Source organism: Maledivibacter halophilus, from assembly GCF_900167445.1.
Classification (GTDB): Bacteria; Bacillota; Clostridia; order Peptostreptococcales; family Caminicellaceae; genus Maledivibacter; species Maledivibacter halophilus.
Genome location: NZ_FUZT01000002.1, coordinates 141,852 through 160,265 on the forward strand (window position 1 = coordinate 141,852; position 18,414 = coordinate 160,265).

15 protein-coding genes are annotated in these 18,414 nt (G+C 30.3%); 12 read left to right on the forward strand and 3 right to left on the reverse strand.

The features are described 5' to 3' along the window. Positions 1 to 5 precede the first annotated feature (5 nt). The 8 genes from B5X81_RS04630 to B5X81_RS04665 all read left to right on the forward strand — a co-directional run bounded on the left by B5X81_RS04630 (position 6) and on the right by B5X81_RS04665 (position 9,618). On the forward strand, positions 6 to 1,802 hold the full coding sequence (locus tag B5X81_RS04630; protein WP_079489760.1) for an L-fucose isomerase: 1,797 nt from the start codon (positions 6 to 8) through the stop codon (positions 1,800 to 1,802). 48 nt (positions 1,803 to 1,850) lie between these two features. After that, on the forward strand, positions 1,851 to 3,512 hold the full coding sequence (locus tag B5X81_RS04635) for a ribulokinase (protein ID WP_079489761.1): 1,662 nt from the start codon (positions 1,851 to 1,853) through the stop codon (positions 3,510 to 3,512). A 10-nt stretch (positions 3,513 to 3,522) separates the two neighbouring features. Continuing rightward, on the forward strand, positions 3,523 to 4,281 hold the full coding sequence (locus tag B5X81_RS04640) for a glutamine amidotransferase (protein WP_079489763.1): 759 nt from the start codon (positions 3,523 to 3,525) through the stop codon (positions 4,279 to 4,281). Between the two features lie 268 nt (positions 4,282 to 4,549). Next, positions 4,550 to 5,554 carry a hypothetical protein gene (locus tag B5X81_RS04645; RefSeq protein WP_079489764.1) on the forward strand — a complete coding sequence of 335 codons (1,005 nt, stop codon included), beginning with the start codon at positions 4,550 to 4,552 and terminating at the stop codon, positions 5,552 to 5,554. Positions 5,555 to 5,595: 41 nt separating this feature from the next. Next, entirely contained in the window at positions 5,596 to 6,270 is a 675-nt protein-coding gene (locus tag B5X81_RS04650) for a hypothetical protein (protein ID WP_079489766.1), read from the forward strand. Continuing rightward, a complete protein-coding gene (locus tag B5X81_RS04655) occupies positions 6,254 to 7,315 on the forward strand; it encodes a hypothetical protein (protein ID WP_079489767.1) in 1,062 nt (353 codons plus the stop codon). Before B5X81_RS04650 ends, B5X81_RS04655 begins: the two co-directional genes overlap by 17 nt. Next, positions 7,279 to 8,244 (forward strand): AAA family ATPase, encoded by a 966-nt coding sequence (locus tag B5X81_RS04660; protein ID WP_079489769.1) that lies wholly within the window; start codon positions 7,279 to 7,281, stop codon positions 8,242 to 8,244. Before B5X81_RS04655 ends, B5X81_RS04660 begins: the two co-directional genes overlap by 37 nt. A 60-nt stretch (positions 8,245 to 8,304) precedes the next feature. After that, positions 8,305 to 9,618, forward strand: a complete 1,314-nt coding sequence (locus B5X81_RS04665) for a DUF58 domain-containing protein (protein WP_079489770.1) — start codon at positions 8,305 to 8,307, stop codon at positions 9,616 to 9,618. 43 nt (positions 9,619 to 9,661) lie between these two features. Here the strand turns inward: B5X81_RS04665 and B5X81_RS04670 are convergent, their stop codons facing one another. After that, entirely contained in the window at positions 9,662 to 10,627 is a 966-nt protein-coding gene (locus B5X81_RS04670; RefSeq protein WP_079489772.1) for a stage II sporulation protein M, read from the reverse strand. Positions 10,628 to 10,715: 88 nt separating this feature from the next. Here B5X81_RS04670 and B5X81_RS04675 point away from each other — a divergent pair, with 88 nt between their 5' ends. After that, positions 10,716 to 11,435 carry an RDD family protein gene (locus tag B5X81_RS04675; protein WP_079489773.1) on the forward strand — a complete coding sequence of 240 codons (720 nt, stop codon included), beginning with the start codon at positions 10,716 to 10,718 and terminating at the stop codon, positions 11,433 to 11,435. Positions 11,436 to 11,620: 185 nt separating this feature from the next. Further along, positions 11,621 to 12,100, forward strand: coding sequence for a Cys-tRNA(Pro) deacylase (ybaK, locus tag B5X81_RS04680; protein ID WP_079489775.1), 480 nt, complete (start codon positions 11,621 to 11,623; stop codon positions 12,098 to 12,100). A 350-nt stretch (positions 12,101 to 12,450) separates the two neighbouring features. Here the strand turns inward: ybaK and B5X81_RS04685 are convergent, their stop codons facing one another. Together B5X81_RS04685 and B5X81_RS04690 are read right to left on the reverse strand one after the other, a co-directional pair. Further along, entirely contained in the window at positions 12,451 to 14,193 is a 1,743-nt protein-coding gene (locus B5X81_RS04685; RefSeq protein WP_079489776.1) for an aldehyde ferredoxin oxidoreductase N-terminal domain-containing protein, read from the reverse strand. Further along, positions 14,183 to 14,575: a 4Fe-4S binding protein gene (locus tag B5X81_RS04690; RefSeq protein WP_079489778.1), complete on the reverse strand. Its 393-nt coding sequence runs from the start codon at positions 14,573 to 14,575 to the stop codon at positions 14,183 to 14,185. The genes B5X81_RS04685 and B5X81_RS04690 overlap by 11 nt, the downstream gene beginning before the upstream one ends. Before the next feature lie 259 nt (positions 14,576 to 14,834). Here B5X81_RS04690 and B5X81_RS04695 point away from each other — a divergent pair, with 259 nt between their 5' ends. Together B5X81_RS04695 and B5X81_RS04700 are read left to right on the forward strand one after the other, a co-directional pair. Then, a complete protein-coding gene (locus B5X81_RS04695) occupies positions 14,835 to 16,076 on the forward strand; it encodes a MerR family transcriptional regulator (RefSeq protein ID WP_079489779.1) in 1,242 nt (413 codons plus the stop codon). 348 nt (positions 16,077 to 16,424) lie between these two features. Next, entirely contained in the window at positions 16,425 to 18,413 is a 1,989-nt protein-coding gene (locus tag B5X81_RS04700) for a BglG family transcription antiterminator (protein WP_079489781.1), read from the forward strand. Position 18,414 lies beyond the last annotated feature (1 nt).

Consider the following 18,414-nt stretch of genomic DNA (forward strand, 5'->3'; position numbering starts at 1 on the left):
TTGTAATGAATGAATTTAATGAGAGACTAAAAGGATATTTACCCAAAGTAGGAATTCGTCCAATAATAGATGGAAGAAGGAAAGGAATAAGGGAAGCTTTAGAGAAGCAGACAATGGATATGGCTAAGGCTGTAGCTGAGTTAGTTTCACAAAATTTAAAATATACAAATGGTAAACCTGTCGAATGTATTATTGCTGATACTACAATAGGCGGTGTATCAGAGGCCGCAAAATGTGCTGAGAAATTTTCTAAAGAGGGTGTAGGATTAACTATAAGTGTTACTCCATGCTGGTGCTATGGAGCAGAAACAATTGATATGGATCCTATGATTCCAAAGGCGATTTGGGGATTCAATGGTACAGAGAGACCAGGTGCTGTTTACCTTGCTTCAGCACTGGCAGCCCATAATCAAAAGGGATTACCTTCCTTCAGTATTTATGGTAAAGATGTTCAGGATAGGGGAGATAGTACAATTCCCGATGATGTAAAAGAAAAATTGTTAAATTTCACAAAAGCAGGACTTGCGGTGGCTTATATGAGGGGGAAATCATATTTGTCTATGGGCGGTGTATCTATGGGAATTGCAGGCTCTATGGTCAACCCTGATTTTTTTGAAAGCTATCTTGGTATGAGATGTGAATATATAGATATGTCAGAATTTATTAGAAGAATTGAAGAAGAAATATATGACAAAGAAGAATATCAGAGGGCATTAGAATGGGTTAGGAAAAATTGTATTGAAGGAAGTGATAATAATAAGAAGGAGATACAGCATTCTAGAGAAGAAAAAAATATGGACTGGGAAACAAGTGTGAAAATGGCTATTATTGCAAAAGATCTTATGGCAGGGAATCCAGTTCTTAAACACATAGGATATGAAGAAGAGGCAGAGGGACATAATGCAATTGTTGCAGGATTTCAAGGACAAAGACAATGGACAGACCATTTTCCTAATGGAGACTTTATGGAAGCTATACTTAATTCTTCCTTTGACTGGAATGGTATTAGACAGCCCTATATTTTAGCAACTGAAAATGACAGCTTAAATGGAGTATCAATGTTATTTGGACATTTACTTACAGGAACTGCTCAAATTTTTGCAGATGTTAGAACCTATTGGAGTCCTGAGGCTATTAAGCGTGTTTCAGGATATGAATTAAATGGAGTAGCATCAAAGGGTATTATACACTTGATTAATTCGGGAGCAGCTGCCCTTGATGGTACAGGTCAGCAGTCCCAAAATGGCAATCCAGTAATAAAACCACACTGGGAAGTAACAGCTGATGAAGTTAAGAAATGCCTCGATGCAACAAGATGGAGGCCAGCTAGTCTTGAATATTTTAGAGGTGGAGGATATTCATCTAATTATGTAACTAAAGGTGAAATGCCTGTTACAATGTCTAGAATAAATATTGTTAAAGGTTTAGGTCCAGTTTTACAGATAGCAGAAGGGTATGCAGTGAATTTACCCGATGAAGTTCATAATATTTTGAATGAACGTACAGATCCAACTTGGCCTACAACATGGTTTGCACCAAGATTAACAGGTATAGGTGCTTTTAAGGATGTTTATTCTGTTATGCATAATTGGGGAGCAAATCATGGTTCAATAAGCTATGGACATATTGGAGAAGATTTGATTACTCTATCCTCAATGTTGAGAATTCCAGTCAATATGCATAATGTGCCTGAAAATAGAATATTTAGACCAAGTGCTTGGACAGCCTTTGGAACCAATAATTTGGAAGGATCAGACTTTAGAGCTTGCAGTAATTATGGACCCTTATATGGGAAGAAATAATTTAGTAAATAATTAGATTTTATTAACTGCCTTTGAAGGAGGAGTTTTATGGCCAAATATACGATTGGACTTGATTTTGGTACTTTATCTGCTAGAGCAGTTCTTGTAGATGTAAGTAATGGCTTGGAGATATCAATGTCTTCAAAGGAATATGCCAGTGGAGTAATAAATACAGTTCTTCCAAATACAGATATAAAGTTAAAAGAAGATTGGGCTCTTCAAGATCCTAAAGATTATCTTGATGTTTTATATCATATAATACCTGATGTTATTGAAAAATCTGGTGTAAATAGTGAAGATATAATTGGAGTAGGAGTAGATTTTACATCATGTACCATACTTCCTATAGACAGTAAAGGCAACCCTCTATGCTTTTATGAAAAGCATAGAAAGAATCCTTATAGCTGGGCAAAACTTTGGAAAGATCATTCTGCACAATATTATGCAGATATATTAAATGAATTAGCCATACAAAAAAATGAGGAATTTTTAAGACTATATGGAGGGAAAATATCCTCTGAATGGATGATTCCTAAATTAATGCAAATGGTAAGTGAAAGTCCCGAAACATATGATCAAGCCCATTCCTTTATAGAAGCTGGAGACTGGATTGTTTTTAAACTAACGGGTCAATTTAAAAGAAACTGTTGTGCAGCTGGATTCAAAGCCACATGGAATAGCAAATTAGGATATCCATCGGGAGATTTTCTTAAAATGCTGCATCCTAAATTAGAAAATCTTGTAGAGGATAAGCTTTCAAATGATATATTTTCAATAGGAACTAAAGCAGGTTATGTAAATGAAGAAATAGCTAAAAAAACAGGCTTAAAGGATGGAACTGCTGTTTCAGTGGCTTCTATAGATGCTCATGTGGCTTTTCCGGCAATGGGAATAAGTAGTCCAGGTAATATGGTAATTATTGTAGGGACTTCAACATGCAATATATTGATTGATGAAAGAGAAATAAAGATACCAGGAATATCTGGTGTTGTAAAGGATGCAGTAATACCAGGATATTATGGATACGAAGCTGGACAGGCTGCTGTGGGAGATATATTTAATTGGTTTATAAACAACTGTGTACCAGTTAATTATGTTGAAGAAGCAAGAAATAAAAAGATAACAATTTTTGAATTGTTAAATGAGAAGTCAGCAAAGCTTAAACCAGGGGAAACAGGTCTTTTGTGTCTTGACTGGCTTAATGGCAATCGGTCTACTCTTATAGACGCAGATCTTTCAGGAATGATACTTGGTCTTACTCTTTCAACAAAGCCTGAGGAAATATATAGAGCACTTATTGAAGCAACAGCCTTTGGACAGAACATGATAGTTGAAACATTTAGAAATCACGGTATAAAAATAGACTCTATTTATGCATGCGGAGGAATAAGTAAGAAGAATCCCCTTCTTATGCAAATTTATGCTGATGTAATGAATATGAATATAAAAATATCTGAATCAGATCAAGCTGTGGCCTTAGGAGCTGCTATGTTTGGCGCAGTATCTGCAGGAAATAAAAGTGGTGGATATGACAGCATAGAAGAAGCTGCATCTAGGATGGGAAGATTATTGGATATCGTATATAAGCCTATTGAAACAAACGTAGAAGCTTATCAAGCGATATATAAAGAATATAAGAAATTATACAATTATTTTGGCAGAGAGAATGATGTCATGAAAAAATTAAAAAAAATGAAAAGTGAATATTAGGAGGATTATTATGAAACAATCATTATCTATATTATTTGTTGGAGAATCTTGTGTTGTTCATACGATTGAATACAAAGGTTATGACAATTTTGCAGCTACTAGATATAATGAACCTGCATTAATCATGAAAGATGTTTTTGAAAGGGAAGGACATGATTTTACTCATATTCCTTGTCATAGGGTACATTTAGATTTTCCTACAGACTTAAGTGATTTGAAAAAATATGATGTTATATTATTAAGTGATGTAGGAGCAAATACAATGTTATTACATCCCGATACTGCAAGGTTTTCAAAGAGAACTGTCAACAAATTAAAGCTTATAAAAGATTATGTTAATGAAGGTGGAGGCTTTGGTATGATTGGAGGCTATATGACCTTTCAAGGAATAGAAGCTAAGGGAAAATATAAAGATACACATATTGAGGATATTTTACCTGTTAATCTCTTGACCTATGATGATAGAGTAGAGATACCAGAAGGTGTTGATTTGAAAATAAATCCTGGATCCCATATAATATTAAATGGATTACCTAGTGATTTGCCATATATTTTAGGATACAATCGCTTAATACCCAAGGAAAATGCAACTGTATTAGTAAAAAATGATAAAGACCCTATTATTTCAATTGGTGAATATGGAAATGGTAGAACATTGGCCTATGCTACGGATTGTACACCCCATTGGTCACCTTCTGCAATGTATGAATGGGAATATTATAGTACTTTATGGGATAGATTAGTTAAGTGGCTTGCAAAACAGCTATAATAAAATAATATTTTATTTTTATGTTTATGAAAAAATTAAATATGGTAGTTTAATAGGGTAGATATGGGCTGAGAAAATTTTTCATCTCATATCTATTTTTTATATGTTTTTCAAGGAATGAAGGAAGTAGAATTTATTAAAATCTAAAGCAGTATTTTAAAGATTAAACCTTCAAACCAGGAATTACTAATTATTGTAAAAACAATATAAATGATATATAATTCATACTGTAATGGATTTTATAATATTTCTTATTAAGGAGGCAAAAATGGGTTTGAAAAAATATTCTATAATGACCTTTACAGATGCAATGGATAAGACCTTTGATATACATAAAAAGCATATGGCCTCTTCTGCCCTGTATCTGTTTTTATACTATATAATAAGCTTTATTGCATATATTATAATATTTTTTATTGGAATATTTGGATTTGTCTATACAACGGCTAATTTATTTATAGGATATGGAAGGAGTAGTATATTTCCCGGTACAAGCCTTGGGCCAGTATTTTACTTTTTCACTATTTTTGGTATTGTTCTTGCGTTAATGCTATTATTTAAATTTATGAAACAAGCAGGAATTATTGATATTGCTTCTAAGGCTTTCTTGAATAAAAATGTTCAATTTGAAAAGTCTTTGGGAATGGCTTTTAAAAAAATTCCTGCTATTATCACTATAATAATAGGATATGGATTAGCATTTCTTCCGGTAATAATTATTTCTGCTGCTGCAGTATATAATTTTGATTTAATATATAGAGATTTAAACTATGCATTAGATAGCATTAATATATGGATTATTCTACTGGGAATAATAGTAGCTATTATAACTATTTGTTTAATAACTTTATATATGTTTTCAATTCAAGCCGTTGTTATTGACAAACTTTATTTTTTAAAAGCATTAAAAAGGAGTAGAATCCTTGTTAAGAACAGTTTTTGGAGATTATTAGGCATAAATATACTATTTTATATTGTAGTTTTAGCAATTACATATTCCATGTATTCTTTTTTTGGTGTTATTGGAGGTCTTATTATTCTTCTTTTAAAGGCTATAGGTTTACATGAGCCAAATATGGCTGCTTTATTGATGGTTGGAAATTATATAAGAATACCTTTACAAATAATATTGTCTATATTTATATCTCCACTTAAAGGAATATTTACTACTGTTTTGTATTATAATCAACGTTTTAAAAAGGAAGGTTATGATATAAAATTGGAGCTTGAAAATTTAAAAGAGGAAATAAATATAGATCAATTGAAGGCTTAATAAGTTTAGAAATTGGTTATTTATAGAAAAGGAGAAGAAGAGTGATATATATAGCTGAGCTATTAACTCCAACGAAAGAAAAATTTGATAAAACGATTGAAGGAATATTGAATAGTTCAAAGTATAAACAGTTCAATCAGAATTATATAGATGTAATGGGAAAATTAAGGGAAAGGATTATCTCTTGGCTAGAAAAATGGCTGGAATCTTTGAATTTTAGTGGAGATGAAATATCAAGAGTTGTACCTTCTGCCTCTAATGGAATCATTATTATCGGAACAATTATTATAATTTTAATTATAATTTTAATATTTTTATCTATTAAAAAGATGATTAAAAAAGATAATAGGGTCAAAAGAATACTTGGAGAGGTAATTGATGAAAAAACTACTACAGTAGGATTATATGAAAAAGCTAGAACTTTTAAAGATAGAGGCCAATATAGAGAAGCCATTAGATATAGCTTTATTGCACTTCTCTTTCAGATGAATGAATATAATCTTTTATCCTTAGATGAAACTCAGACAAATAGTGAGATAGTCTTTGCATTAAGAAAAAATAATTTTAAAAACATAGATTTGCTTGAAGAGGCTGCTCATTTATTCAATAAAGTATGGTATGGTCACAAAGTAATAAATGAGGAAGTTTATAAATCATGGGAGAAAACCATAGAAATATTGAATAATGGGGTGAATGATTTTGCAAAACAAAAATAGAAAGGACATATGGCTTTTTATACTATTGATTCCTGTATTTTTATGGTTGAGTTTAAACTATGCTGATCATAGAAATGATAACGGCACTTCCTATTCAGTTTTAAATAGAGGCTCTAAAGGAATGAGTATTATATACGAAACCATGAAGAAATTAAACTACCCAGTTAAACTAGTTTTAGATAATGTAGAAGATAAATCCCATGATAAGGTACAAATTATTGTTTCTGCCAAAAATAATCGAAAATTTAATATAAACAATGATGAAATTAAAAAATGGATAAAAAATGGCGGTAAATTAGTTTATCTATATGAAGATTTAGAAAATAGAAAATTGAAATATGGCAAAAAAATAAATACATATGAAAAGAATGATGGGTCGGTTTACTCTTATGGAAAGGGAAAAATACTGACAGGAAATATTAAACTAATAGCTAATAAAACATTAACTATAAATACCGATGGTGCATATTGGATATTAAGTCAAATAGATAAATGGAATTATAACAGTTTAGAATTTAATGAATTTTACCTGTATGAAAGTAGTCAAAAGCCATCTTTGTGGAGAGATATTCCTGGGGGCGTTAAGTTCATACTATTTCAATTGGCTATATTAATAGGAGCAATAATTTTTTATAAAGGGAAAAGATTCGGTAGGCCTATACCCCTTTATGAAGAAGTGGAAAGAAGTGAAAATGAATATATTTACTCGGTGGCTGCTTTATATCATAAAGCTGGATGTTGGGAAGTAGTTTTAAAAAGCTATTACGATGATTTTCTACTACAAGTGGAAGGATTATTTGGAAAGAACGAATATATTAAGGAAGAATGGTTAAAGCTTTGGGAAAATAAAAATTTACCAAAGCTTAACAAAGCAAAGAAATTATATAGAATGATAAATAGTTTAGTAAGTATTGATAAAAGTGAAAAAAAAAGAAGGAAAAAATATTTGGAAACAATATCTATAATTGAAGAGCTTAAAAAAATACTCATAAAAAGGAGAGAAAGCCATTGGAAAAGGTTGAAAAAGGATATACAAAGAATATAATAGATAAAATAACTCGGGAAATTAAGAAAGTTGTTGTAGAGCAAGATGAATTACTTAAATTCAATTTAATTTCTCTTTTATGCGGTGGTCATGTTTTGATTGAAGGGGTTCCGGGACTTGCAAAAACCCTTATGGTTAGAGGACTATCAAGAACTATTAATATAGATTTTAAAAAGATACAATTTACACCGGACCTAATGCCTGCTGATGTGACAGGAACAAAGATTTTTAATATGCAGACCAGAGAGTTTGAATTAAAGAAAGGACCTGTATTTACAAATTTCCTATTGGCAGACGAGATAAATAGAACTCCTCCTAAGACCCAGGCAGGGTTATTGGAAGCTATGGAGGAGCAAACGGTAACAATAGATGGTGAAATCATAAGACTTCCTAATCCATATATGATCTTTGCTACACAAAACCCAATTGAGTATGAAGGAACATATCCATTGTCTGAGGCTTTATTAGATAGGTTTTTGATTAAGCTCATAGTTGATTATCCTTCAATTTCAGCCGAGAAGGAAGTTTTGAATAAATATAATAAAGGATTCACAAGTATTGATTTAGACAGGGGAGGAGTTAGTGTAGTATGTAGTGCAGAGGATATATTAAAATGTAGAAGGGAAATAAATAATACGAAAATAGATGATGATCTAATTGGATATATTATCAGTATTGTATCAGAAACAAGAAATCACCCATTTATAGAAATAGGAAGCAGCCCTAGGGGATCTATTGCACTTCTGTATACTTCAAAAGCCCATGCTGTAATGAGTGGCCGGGATTTCGTAATTCCTGAGGACATTAAGAGTGTATCTATACCTTGTCTTAGACATAGAATCATACTAAAGCCAGAGGTACAAATACAAGGAACAACAGAAGATGAGGTTTTAGAAAGTATTTTATCTGGTATAAAAGTGCCTAGATAGGATGAAATATTTTGTCAGTTACTTTTTAAATTGTTTTAGATAGAGAGTTGGGTGATTGAATTGATTCTTACAAGGCGGTTTTTATATATTCTGACAGCAGGGGTTGTAATTGTTGCAGCTTCCTATTTTGTCGGTTTGCATTTAATGGTCTTTATTTTGTACAATTTGACATGCTTTACGGTATTGATATTAGATTATTTTCTTTCTCCTTCAGACAAAGAATTTAAAATAGAAAGGATTGGCGATACTAAACTTTCTATTTATGAAAGTGAAAAAATGAGGTTTGAAATCTATAATATTACTGGCAAAAAAATTTATTTGGAAATAAAGGATGAATTTCCAGATTTCTATTTTGAATCCCATGAAAAAATAATGAAGGGGTGTATTATGCCCCATAGTAATAAAGTCTTCGAATATGAAGTGATACCGAAAAAAAGAGGAGCTTATAAATTTGGAAATATACATGTACGCTATAAGAGTAATTTGAAACTTTGTATGAAGCAGTTTAAATTACCACTGGAAAGGGAGTATAAGGTATATCCCAATCTAAAGGATCTAAGGAAATATAGATTGGCTGTTTATAATAGTAAGTATTATAAAACCGGTCAAAAGCCTTTTAAGTTATTGGGTAAGGGCTCTGAGTTTGAAAGCTTAAGAGAGTACGTCTTTGGGGATGAATATAGAAGGATAAATTGGAAGGCCACGGCAAAGGAAAACAAACCTATTGTTAATCAATATGAACCAGAAAAAAATCAGCATGTATATATGATGATTGATACAGGCAGGCCTATGAGTTTTTCTGTAAGAGGGTATAAAAAATTGGATCTTGCAATTAATACGGCCTTGTTATTGTCGGATATAGTAAATCAAAATGGAGATAAATCAGGACTTATGATTTTTAATACAGAGGTTGAAAATCTAATAATGCCTGGGAAAGGATATAGTCATAGAAGCGGTCTTATGGAAGCATTGTACCATATTGAGCATACAAAGGACACATCAAATTATGAAGAGGCATTTTATTATTTTAAAAGAAAAGAAAGACGTAGAAGTTTAATATTTTTATTTACAGATTTTGAAACCAGTGAAGAAGCCGAAGATATGTTTAAAACTTTATCTATATTGTCAAAAAATAATATTGTAGTAATTATGTTAATGAAAGATGAAAGACTTAAAAAAATTACATCTATGACTTCAGAAAATGAACATGATATTTTTAATAAGGGAGTGGCCCTGGAAATACTTAGAGAACGAAAAACGATAATACAAAAACTAAATTCCAGGGGAATTATGTGCATAGAATGTTGTCCGGAAGAATTGGCAGTGAATGCTATAAACAAATATTTGTATATAAAGAATAGAATGTTTTTCTAGGTAACAGTTATGTATAGATAACTGTTTTTAGTGTTTTAGAGAATTACTTAAAAATTTGCAGCTTGGAATTTATAAAATATGGGATAGCAAAATAACTAATAAGTCCCATTGCTGTTACTAAAGCAAATATTAATTTTGCACCGGGTGATATTGAAAGTGGAGTAAAAAAGCCTTCAATAATACCGGCAATTACTAGCATTAATCCAATGCCAAATATCAAATAAACTGCTTCTTTAGCACCTTTTATGATAGAATGTTTTCTTGAATACTCCTTTGGGATTAGTATTGACCGTGCTATAATTAATCCAGCTCCACCGGAAATAAAAATAGCCGTCAATTCTATTATTCCATGGGGTAAAATTAAAGACCAATAAGTAAAGGGATTACCAAAGTGATATACAAGCCCGGTTAAAGCCCCAAGAATTGCACCATTATAAAATAGAATATAAATAGTACCTATACCAAGGGTTATACCAAGGACAAAGGCTTTGAAGGATACAGAAATATTATTAACCATGATCACACTGGACATTAATGGATAATCCCAATTATCATGATTATTCATTTCCCAATTTATATTTTCAATCATATTATTTGGTAGAAAATATGATGCATTTTCTGAATTTATTTCAACCATAATTAAGCTTATAATAAAGCCTGTAAAAAAGATTAAAAAAGCTGTTAGTATATAAGCACGAAATTTTTTTATTTGACTAGGAAAGTCCATGCTAAAATATTTAAAGATATCTGATATACTGCCTTTTTTCACGGCGTAAATATGATTATGGGCTCTTCCAGCTAATGAGTTAAGATAGGGAACTATATCACTATTTGGAAAATGAGTTTTTGAATATGATAAATGATGGCTTGTTTTACGGAAAAGATATAGGAATTTTCGAATTTGTTTCGAATTAAGCTTTGAAATACCCTTTTTATCTAATAAATCCGTAAGGTTCTTTAATTCTGTCCATGAAGATGTATGTTTTTCAATAAATTGATTTTCCTTCAATTTTTATCACCTCTACCAAACTATTGTATCAAATAAGCAATTAGAAATAAATGGTCAAATTTTATTTAAGAATGATTGGAGTGAAAGCATGAATAAAATAAAAATTACAACTCCTGAGAATATAGAAATTGAATACAAGTTAGCTGGTTTAGGTTCTAGAGCTGCAGCAGCAGTAATAGATTTTTTTATTCAAGGAGCTGCCATACTAATAATTTTGATAACATTGATTGCTTTTGAAATAAATCCATTGGATTTATATGAAGAAAATGGAGGATGGGTAATAGGGGTCGCTATAATTATTATCTGGATAATTGCCTACGGATATTTTATAATATTTGAAATGTCTATGAATGGGATGACTCCTGGTAAAAAATTATTTAAACTAAGAACTATCAGAAACAATGGTCAGCCAATAACAATTAAACATTCCATTATTAGAAATTTATTTAGAATTATTATTGATTATTATGGGGTTGGTGTAGTATTAATGTTTTTTACAAAAGAGTATAAAAGAGTAGGAGACTTATTGGCATCTACAATAGTGGTAGTAGAAGAGAAAAAGGATATGCCTGATATAATAGATTTGAAAAACAAAAAAGCTAATAATTATAGATATATAATTACAAAAGAAGAATACAGATTATTGAAAAAATATTTTTATAGGAAAGAAGCCTTGGGAGAAAATACAGAGACTTTAAAAAGGGAATTAGGGGAATATTTTACTGAAAAACTTAAAGTAACAAAATATGAAAGAGAATATGACATTTTTTTAAATGAGCTTTTGGAGCAGGGGGCAAATTTGTTTTAACTGAGCAAATTGCATAATTACCTTCCAAAAAGATTATCTACTACATATAATTTTAAAATCTTCAAAGCCATACCATATATATTATGTAACCCAGCCAAATTAGAGTTATGCAATTTCCTCAACTAATATTATATAGTTATTTCAATTATCTTTTGCAGAAGTTTATGTTGAATAGGGGTGAGAGAATGGCTAAAGTAAAAAAGACTAATGCAATGCGTATTTTGGATCAGAAAAAAATCAAGTATATTGCCTATCAGTATAATAAAAATGATGGTAAAATTGATGGGATATCTGTTGCGGATAAAATCGGTAAAGATATCAATATTGTATATAAAACCTTAGTAACACAAGGAAGCAGTAAGAATATTTATGTATTTGTAATACCTGTGGCCCATGAATTAGATTTAAAAAAGGCTGCAAAGGTAGCTAGGGAAAAGAAGGTTGAAATGATTCCAGTTAAGGATATTTTAAAATATACAGGATATATTAGGGGAGGATGCTCTCCAATAGGAATGAAGAAAAAGTATAAAACCTTTGTAGATGCTAGTGCATCTCAAATACAAAAAATTATTGTAAGTGCAGGTAAAATTGGAGAACAGATTGAACTAAATGTAACTGATCTGACTGAATCAATCGATGCACAACTAGAAGATATAATTAAGTAATATATTTTAAACATAGAAATATCTTTTTAGATTTGTTAATTAGTTTCCTTTTTTCTGTTTTTATAATATTAGGATCCGATGTAGTTACTATGCTAGTAAGTTCTAGTTGAAAAAGGGAGTTTAAAGCTCCCTGGGCAAATATTGAAGAAGATTGTTTTACATTTATTATAAGATAGACTTTTTTGAAACACATGACGGAAATTATATTCATTTATAATTTGTTAAGATTATAATTTCCTATGTGTTATAAAAATCACTCAAATGAAATATTAATACTCCCTAAGCTATATTTAAAAACAAAAAATTTCATTTACTAACATAACAGGTTAATTTAGATTGTTAATCGCTTATTAATTCATATAATTTTCAATTTTTTTATTATACATATCAATGAGCTCATAAGCTATATTCTCATCAATATGCCCTTTAGCAGAAGGTGTTTCAAAAATTCTCTTGGGCAATATTACATTTTTCAGATCAAAACCCAACATTTTTTTTATTCGAAGCTTAGTCTTATAAATTTTATCTGATATAGAAGTCAGATCAGCATCAGTAAAATTATAGCCTATAGAGTTTAACGCAAGGAGAATAGTTTTTCTATCATATACCTTTCTTGCAAACAAACAAATTATAAGAGAATTTAAAAGGCATCTTTCTCTTTCTTCATTAAATATTCCTTCAATAAGCTTTTCCTTATTAAACTCTTTCATTGATTGATCCAAAGAATAGCCTCCGTTACATAAATGAGAATGTCTAGCTCCAACAGTATGACCAAGGACTGAGCCATAACCTGTATGATATCCAGGTGTTTCATTTCCTGCAAATTGAACAGCAAAATCTAAGCCTCCATATTTTTCAGCAGCTTTGGCAGAGCCCTTTGATAAAACCTTATAGAATTCATTTTTATTGATGGCCATATATTTAATAGCCTTAATATAATTTTTTATATTACCATATTCAATAGGTATAATAGTGTTTTTGTCACTAATTAGTGCTTTTTCATAGGCTTCAGTAGCCCATCCAAGTACTACTCCTGTAGAGATAGCGTCAAGTCCCATTTCTTCTACTACTTCAATTAAGCTCAAGACATCTTCAGTTGTAGCTATTTCTAAATAGCTTCCTAAAGCAAATATTAATTCATAATCATAAGCTACGCTTACAGCTTCATATTCATAGCCTTTATCAAATGCCCTTCTAAATTGACCTATATGTATACATCCAACGGGGCATCCTGGACATGCCATTTTTCTAACTAAATTTTTAATTGCAAACTTTTCGCCAGAAATATTTTTAGCATTTTCAAATTTATTCTTATTCAGATTTTTAGTAGGTAGAGCTTTAATTTCATTCATCGATAAGACATTTGCAGATGTTCCTAGGTCGTGATATTTTTGCATAATATCTGTACTAGTTAATTTTCTAAATATTTTCTGATAAGCTCCTAAGTATTTTGAGGGATTTTTAATTTCAAAGCTCTTATTACTTATAGTGACTATTGCTTTCAAATTTTTGCTCCCAAATACTGCTCCAAGTCCAAGACGTCCAAAATGTCTATAGGTATCTACACAGACGTTTGCAAAGCTGGAAAGATTTTCACCTGCCGGTCCAATTCTACATATACTTCTCTTGCCTTCTCCCGATTCTCTTTCTCTTATTATTCTTCCAGTCTCAGCTGTAGTAAGTCCCCATAGGGCTCTGGCATCATTAAATTTAATATTATCACTTTCTATAGTTAAATATATTGGCCTTTTACTTTTTCCGGTAATCACAACTGCATCATATCCTGCGAAAACTAAGGACATAGCCATTCTTCCACCTGCATAGCTTTCCCCAAGCTCCATTGTTAAGGGGGAATAAAACATAGCTACAGTTTTTGTTATAGCAGGAAAAATTGAAGAGGCACAGCCCACAGCAAATACTATGGGTTGATTTTCATTTAATGGATGTAAATTAGGTTTAATATTTTCTTCTAGAAGCTTTGAAGCAACACCAACACCACCAAGATAATCATGTAAATCATCTCTTTTTTTTACTGTGACTTTCTTATTTAATAAGTCAATATATAATATTTTTATATAGTTTTTATAAAACATCGTCTACTTCCTCCATCCTTAAGCACTCGTGAGGACAAAAGCTTGTGCATATGCCACAATGTTTACAGATAATAGGTTTTTTTCTTTCTTCGTCAAATGAAATAGCTCCTACTATACAAGCTGATACACATTTTTTGCATCCAGTACATTTATCTTCATTTAGAATAACACCTCCACCGAGCCTTTTTTCCAGGGCATTTGAAGTACAGGACTCTAAACAAGCTATTTCATCATTGCAAGCTAAACAAAGGGTGCTAGTAAATCTTCCTCTAATGCCGCCGCTTGTTTTTATTTTTATAGCACTTTTTTCTAGGGAATGACTCTTGTGATTTACAGCAGAGCAGCTAAGCATACAGGAATAGCATCCTATACATTTATTCATTCCATCAGCTCTTATTCTTTTCGCCAGTTTAAACACCTCTTTATAAATTAAGTTTTACTAGGAACTCTATATAATTAGTATTTGAAAATTAGAGATTATTAATCCGGATAGTATTGTATCTATAAAACAAAAATTATATTCAGTAGAGAGCTTATATTATTGTGAACAATATTTGAAATAAATTGATATAATAGAATTAATATAATTGCATAATGTAATTATGTAATTTGCTTATATCATTAAGAAGTTAGGTGATAAAATGAAAATAGGACAGTTTTCTACTGAAAATAACGTAAGTATAGATACTGTAAGGCATTATATGAATTTAGGGTTGATTAACCCAGAAAAAATAGGCGGTCATTATAATTTTGATGAAAGATGTCAAAAGGATTTAGAAGAAGTATTAAGCTTAAAGGAAATGGGTTTTACATTAAATGAGATAAAATCTATTTTTCTATTTAAAGGACTTGGTAAACTTACACCTTATCAGGAAGTTGAATGCTTTAAGGAGTTTTTTGTAAATAAACATAAAGAGGTAATGAGACAATTGGAAGTATTACCCAAAATCAAATCGAAGCTTGAAGGAAAAATAAAAGAACTTTCAGATAAGGAATATAGCAATGAGTTTAAAATTGGTGTAGATATAGGAGTTTTAAACATATTGTCATGTTTAAAATGTAGTGGTGATTTAATATTACATGAGGCCAATATATCAAATAATCAAATAATAAAAGGAAAGCTTAAATGCAAATGTGGTGAAGAATATTTAATTGAAGATGGAATTTTGATTGTAAATAGTAAATCACAGGAAAAAAGTAATAATTTAGATAGAGAGTATATAATTAATCACATGGACAGCTATATAACAGAATATATAAATGATACTGATCCAAATTATTTAAACAACGTATATAAGGGATTGGAATGGTCATACAAAAAGCTTGATTTTCAAAAGCTTAAGAATAAGGTTATATTGGATTTGGGCTCAGGGGTTGGTTTTCTTCTTAGATATATATATAATGATTTACCTGATGATTCAATTTATTTGGCAGTAGACCATGATATTTTAGGCCATAAATTTTTAAAAAAAATACTAGAAAAAGCTGATTGTAAAAGGAAAGTAATTTTTATATGCTCTGACTTTTTAGAAATGCCACTTAAGGATAAATCCATTGACGTTTTATTTGATTATTCTGGTTCCAGTAATTATGCCTTTGAACATGATGGATTTCTTTTAAAGCTTATAGATGATTATATAAAAGATGATGGACTTTTATTAGGTTCATATATATTATTTAAAAAATTCAGTATAAATAGCTTTATTGATGGAAAATATAGAAAAAATTATATCTTAAGTAATGTAAAGGAAGAAATTAAGAAGCTGAATTATAAGTGCATCAGTGAAGCAATATCTGAGGCTGTAGATAAAGGGGGGAAATATGAAAGCTATTTTAGAAAAGATGAAAAGGTATATAGTTATATATTTTATGGTAAAAGATAGGGTTAACCCTATCTTTTAGATTTATATAGGGTTACCATAGCTTGTGATTTTATTAACTAAAGATAAGTATAGATGCACGCAATAAAACTTAAGAAAAAAAGTAGACTCTGAGGTTTACTTACCCACAATTTTGACGAACCTGTTTATCCTTTTAATTATTGATTTTAAGACAGGTTCATTACATTAGCTAAAAGGATTTTAGTGGGTACGACCGTAAATTAGCTTTTACAAGTGTACAGCTATATAATTTATGCCCGTATTATTAATTTCCTACCTACTTTAGGAAAATTATAAACTGTCTTTGTTCATTGATAACATTTATAATTGAATTAAAGGAGAGGTTCTACTGTGAAATATATATTTAACAAACGTTTATTAAGTATACTAAAGGAATTTATGAATAGTTCATCAAGTTATTTAACAAGTAGCTATTTATCTAAAATAATTGGTGTTACTACTAGAACTGTGAGAAGTGATTTAAAGGAATTAGATGAAATACTAAATCCATATGGAGGCAAAATCAATTCAAAAAAAGGTATAGGCTACAAGCTAGAGATTTTTAATGATATAAATTTTTCAAATTTCATTAACACAGTTTTCAATGAAAAGGCAAAAGAAAAGCATGACGTTCCAACCTCACCTGAAGAAAGAGTAGAATATATTATAAAAAAATTATTACAAATTAAGGGTTGTATAACTCTTGAAGAATTATGTGATGAGTTATATGTAAGCATATCAACTATAAAAAAAGATTTAAAAACAGTAAAATCAATTTTACAGGACTATAGATTAGTAGTTGCAAGCAGGTTAAATAAAGGGATAAGAATTGAAGGAGATGAAATAGATAAGCGCTTTTGTATTGCAGAATATTTTTTAAATAGAAGTCAGCTAGACAAAATTGATTTGGCAGAATTCTATATTGAAAATATTATTGTATTTAAGGATGTAGATCTCCAAAGAATAGAAGAAACTTTAATAGAAGAATTATCAAAAGCAAATTTTTCCTTGGCAGATATTGCATTAAAGAATTTAATAATACATATTGCAATAGCAATCAAAAGAATAAAGAAAAGTAATTATGTTAATCGAAAAAATGAAAAGATGAGAAAACTAGAAGGTGAGCATGAATATATCATTGCTAAAAATATAGTTAAAGCTTTAGAAAAAGACTTTAAAGTTACAATTCCTTCTTCAGAAATTTATTATGTTACTATTCATTTATTAGGTAGTAAGGTATTGGATGAAAGAAAAGAAGTAGGATTAACACATTTTATTGAAAAGGATATAAAGAAGCTCATTTTTAAAATTTTGATAGAAATCAATAGAAAGTTGAATTTAGATTTTATACATGATAAAAGGTTGACATGTGGACTAGTATTACATTTAAAACCAACATTTTATAGGATGAATTTTAATATGAATCTCAGAAATCCTTGGTTAGACGAAGTTAAAACTAAATATCCACTTGCTTTTCAAGCTGGTGTCATTGCAGCTCAAATAATTGAAAAAGAAACATCCTATAGAGTTGATGAAAGTGAAATGGGTTATTTGGCAATGCATTTTGGAGGAGCATTAGAAAGAAGAAAGAGAGGCGCTGATGCCAAAAAAAGAGTGGCCATTATTTGTTCTTCAGGAATGGGGAGCTCGAGCTTACTATTTGCAAAGCTAAAAAACTCATTAAGTAATAATATCGACCTAATAGGCACTTTCCCTTTGCACCAGTTAAACATAGTAGTTAGTTTAAGCCCAGACATTATTTTGACAACAGTACCAATAAAAGATAATATACCAATACCTAAAATATTAGTTAATGCAGTATTAGAAGATTCTGAGCTGAATGAAATAAAAAGTAAGGTTGAAAATATTGAATACTGTAAAAATGATGAGGTTGATTTTGAAGATTTATTTACTCCCGAGCTTTTTTTTACAGATATTCAATTTGAAAGTAAGGAAAAGGTTTTAGATTTTTTAACTAGTCAGATGGTTGACAAAGGATATATTGGTAAAGATATAAAAAAATCAATACTTGATAGAGAAAAGCTTTCTTCAACTGCTATTGGAAACTTAGTGGCAATACCCCATGCTTTACAAGTAGTAGAGGTTCCTTCATGTGTTTGTATTGGAATATTGGATAAACCAATTGTTTGGGACCAAAATAAAAAGGTTCAGCTTGTAATGGTTTTGTCTATTTCAAAAAATATTTCTTACAGGTTTACTGATATGTTTGGCACATTGTATCAAGTAACAAAGTCTCCATTGTCTGTGGAGGAATTAATAAATCAAAATGATTTCGATAAGTTTCATATTAAATTTCTAAGTGAGAAGGAGAAAAATTGAC

What these genes read in the sequence shown, in the direction of transcription:
- B5X81_RS04630 (WP_079489760.1), top strand. Translation starts at nt 6, where the DNA reads ATGAATGAATTTAATGAGAGACTAAAAGGATATTTACCCAAAGTAGGA.
- B5X81_RS04635 (WP_079489761.1), top strand. Translation starts at nt 1,851, where the DNA reads ATGGCCAAATATACGATTGGACTTGATTTTGGTACTTTATCTGCTAGA.
- B5X81_RS04640 (WP_079489763.1), top strand. Translation starts at nt 3,523, where the DNA reads ATGAAACAATCATTATCTATATTATTTGTTGGAGAATCTTGTGTTGTT.
- B5X81_RS04645 (WP_079489764.1), top strand. Translation starts at nt 4,550, where the DNA reads ATGGGTTTGAAAAAATATTCTATAATGACCTTTACAGATGCAATGGAT.
- B5X81_RS04675 (WP_079489773.1), top strand. Translation starts at nt 10,716, where the DNA reads ATGAATAAAATAAAAATTACAACTCCTGAGAATATAGAAATTGAATAC.
- ybaK (WP_079489775.1), top strand. Translation starts at nt 11,621, where the DNA reads ATGGCTAAAGTAAAAAAGACTAATGCAATGCGTATTTTGGATCAGAAA.
- B5X81_RS04685 (WP_079489776.1), bottom strand. Translation starts at nt 14,193, where the DNA reads ATGTTTTATAAAAACTATATAAAAATATTATATATTGACTTATTAAAT.
- B5X81_RS04690 (WP_079489778.1), bottom strand. Translation starts at nt 14,575, where the DNA reads ATGAATAAATGTATAGGATGCTATTCCTGTATGCTTAGCTGCTCTGCT.
- B5X81_RS04695 (WP_079489779.1), top strand. Translation starts at nt 14,835, where the DNA reads ATGAAAATAGGACAGTTTTCTACTGAAAATAACGTAAGTATAGATACT.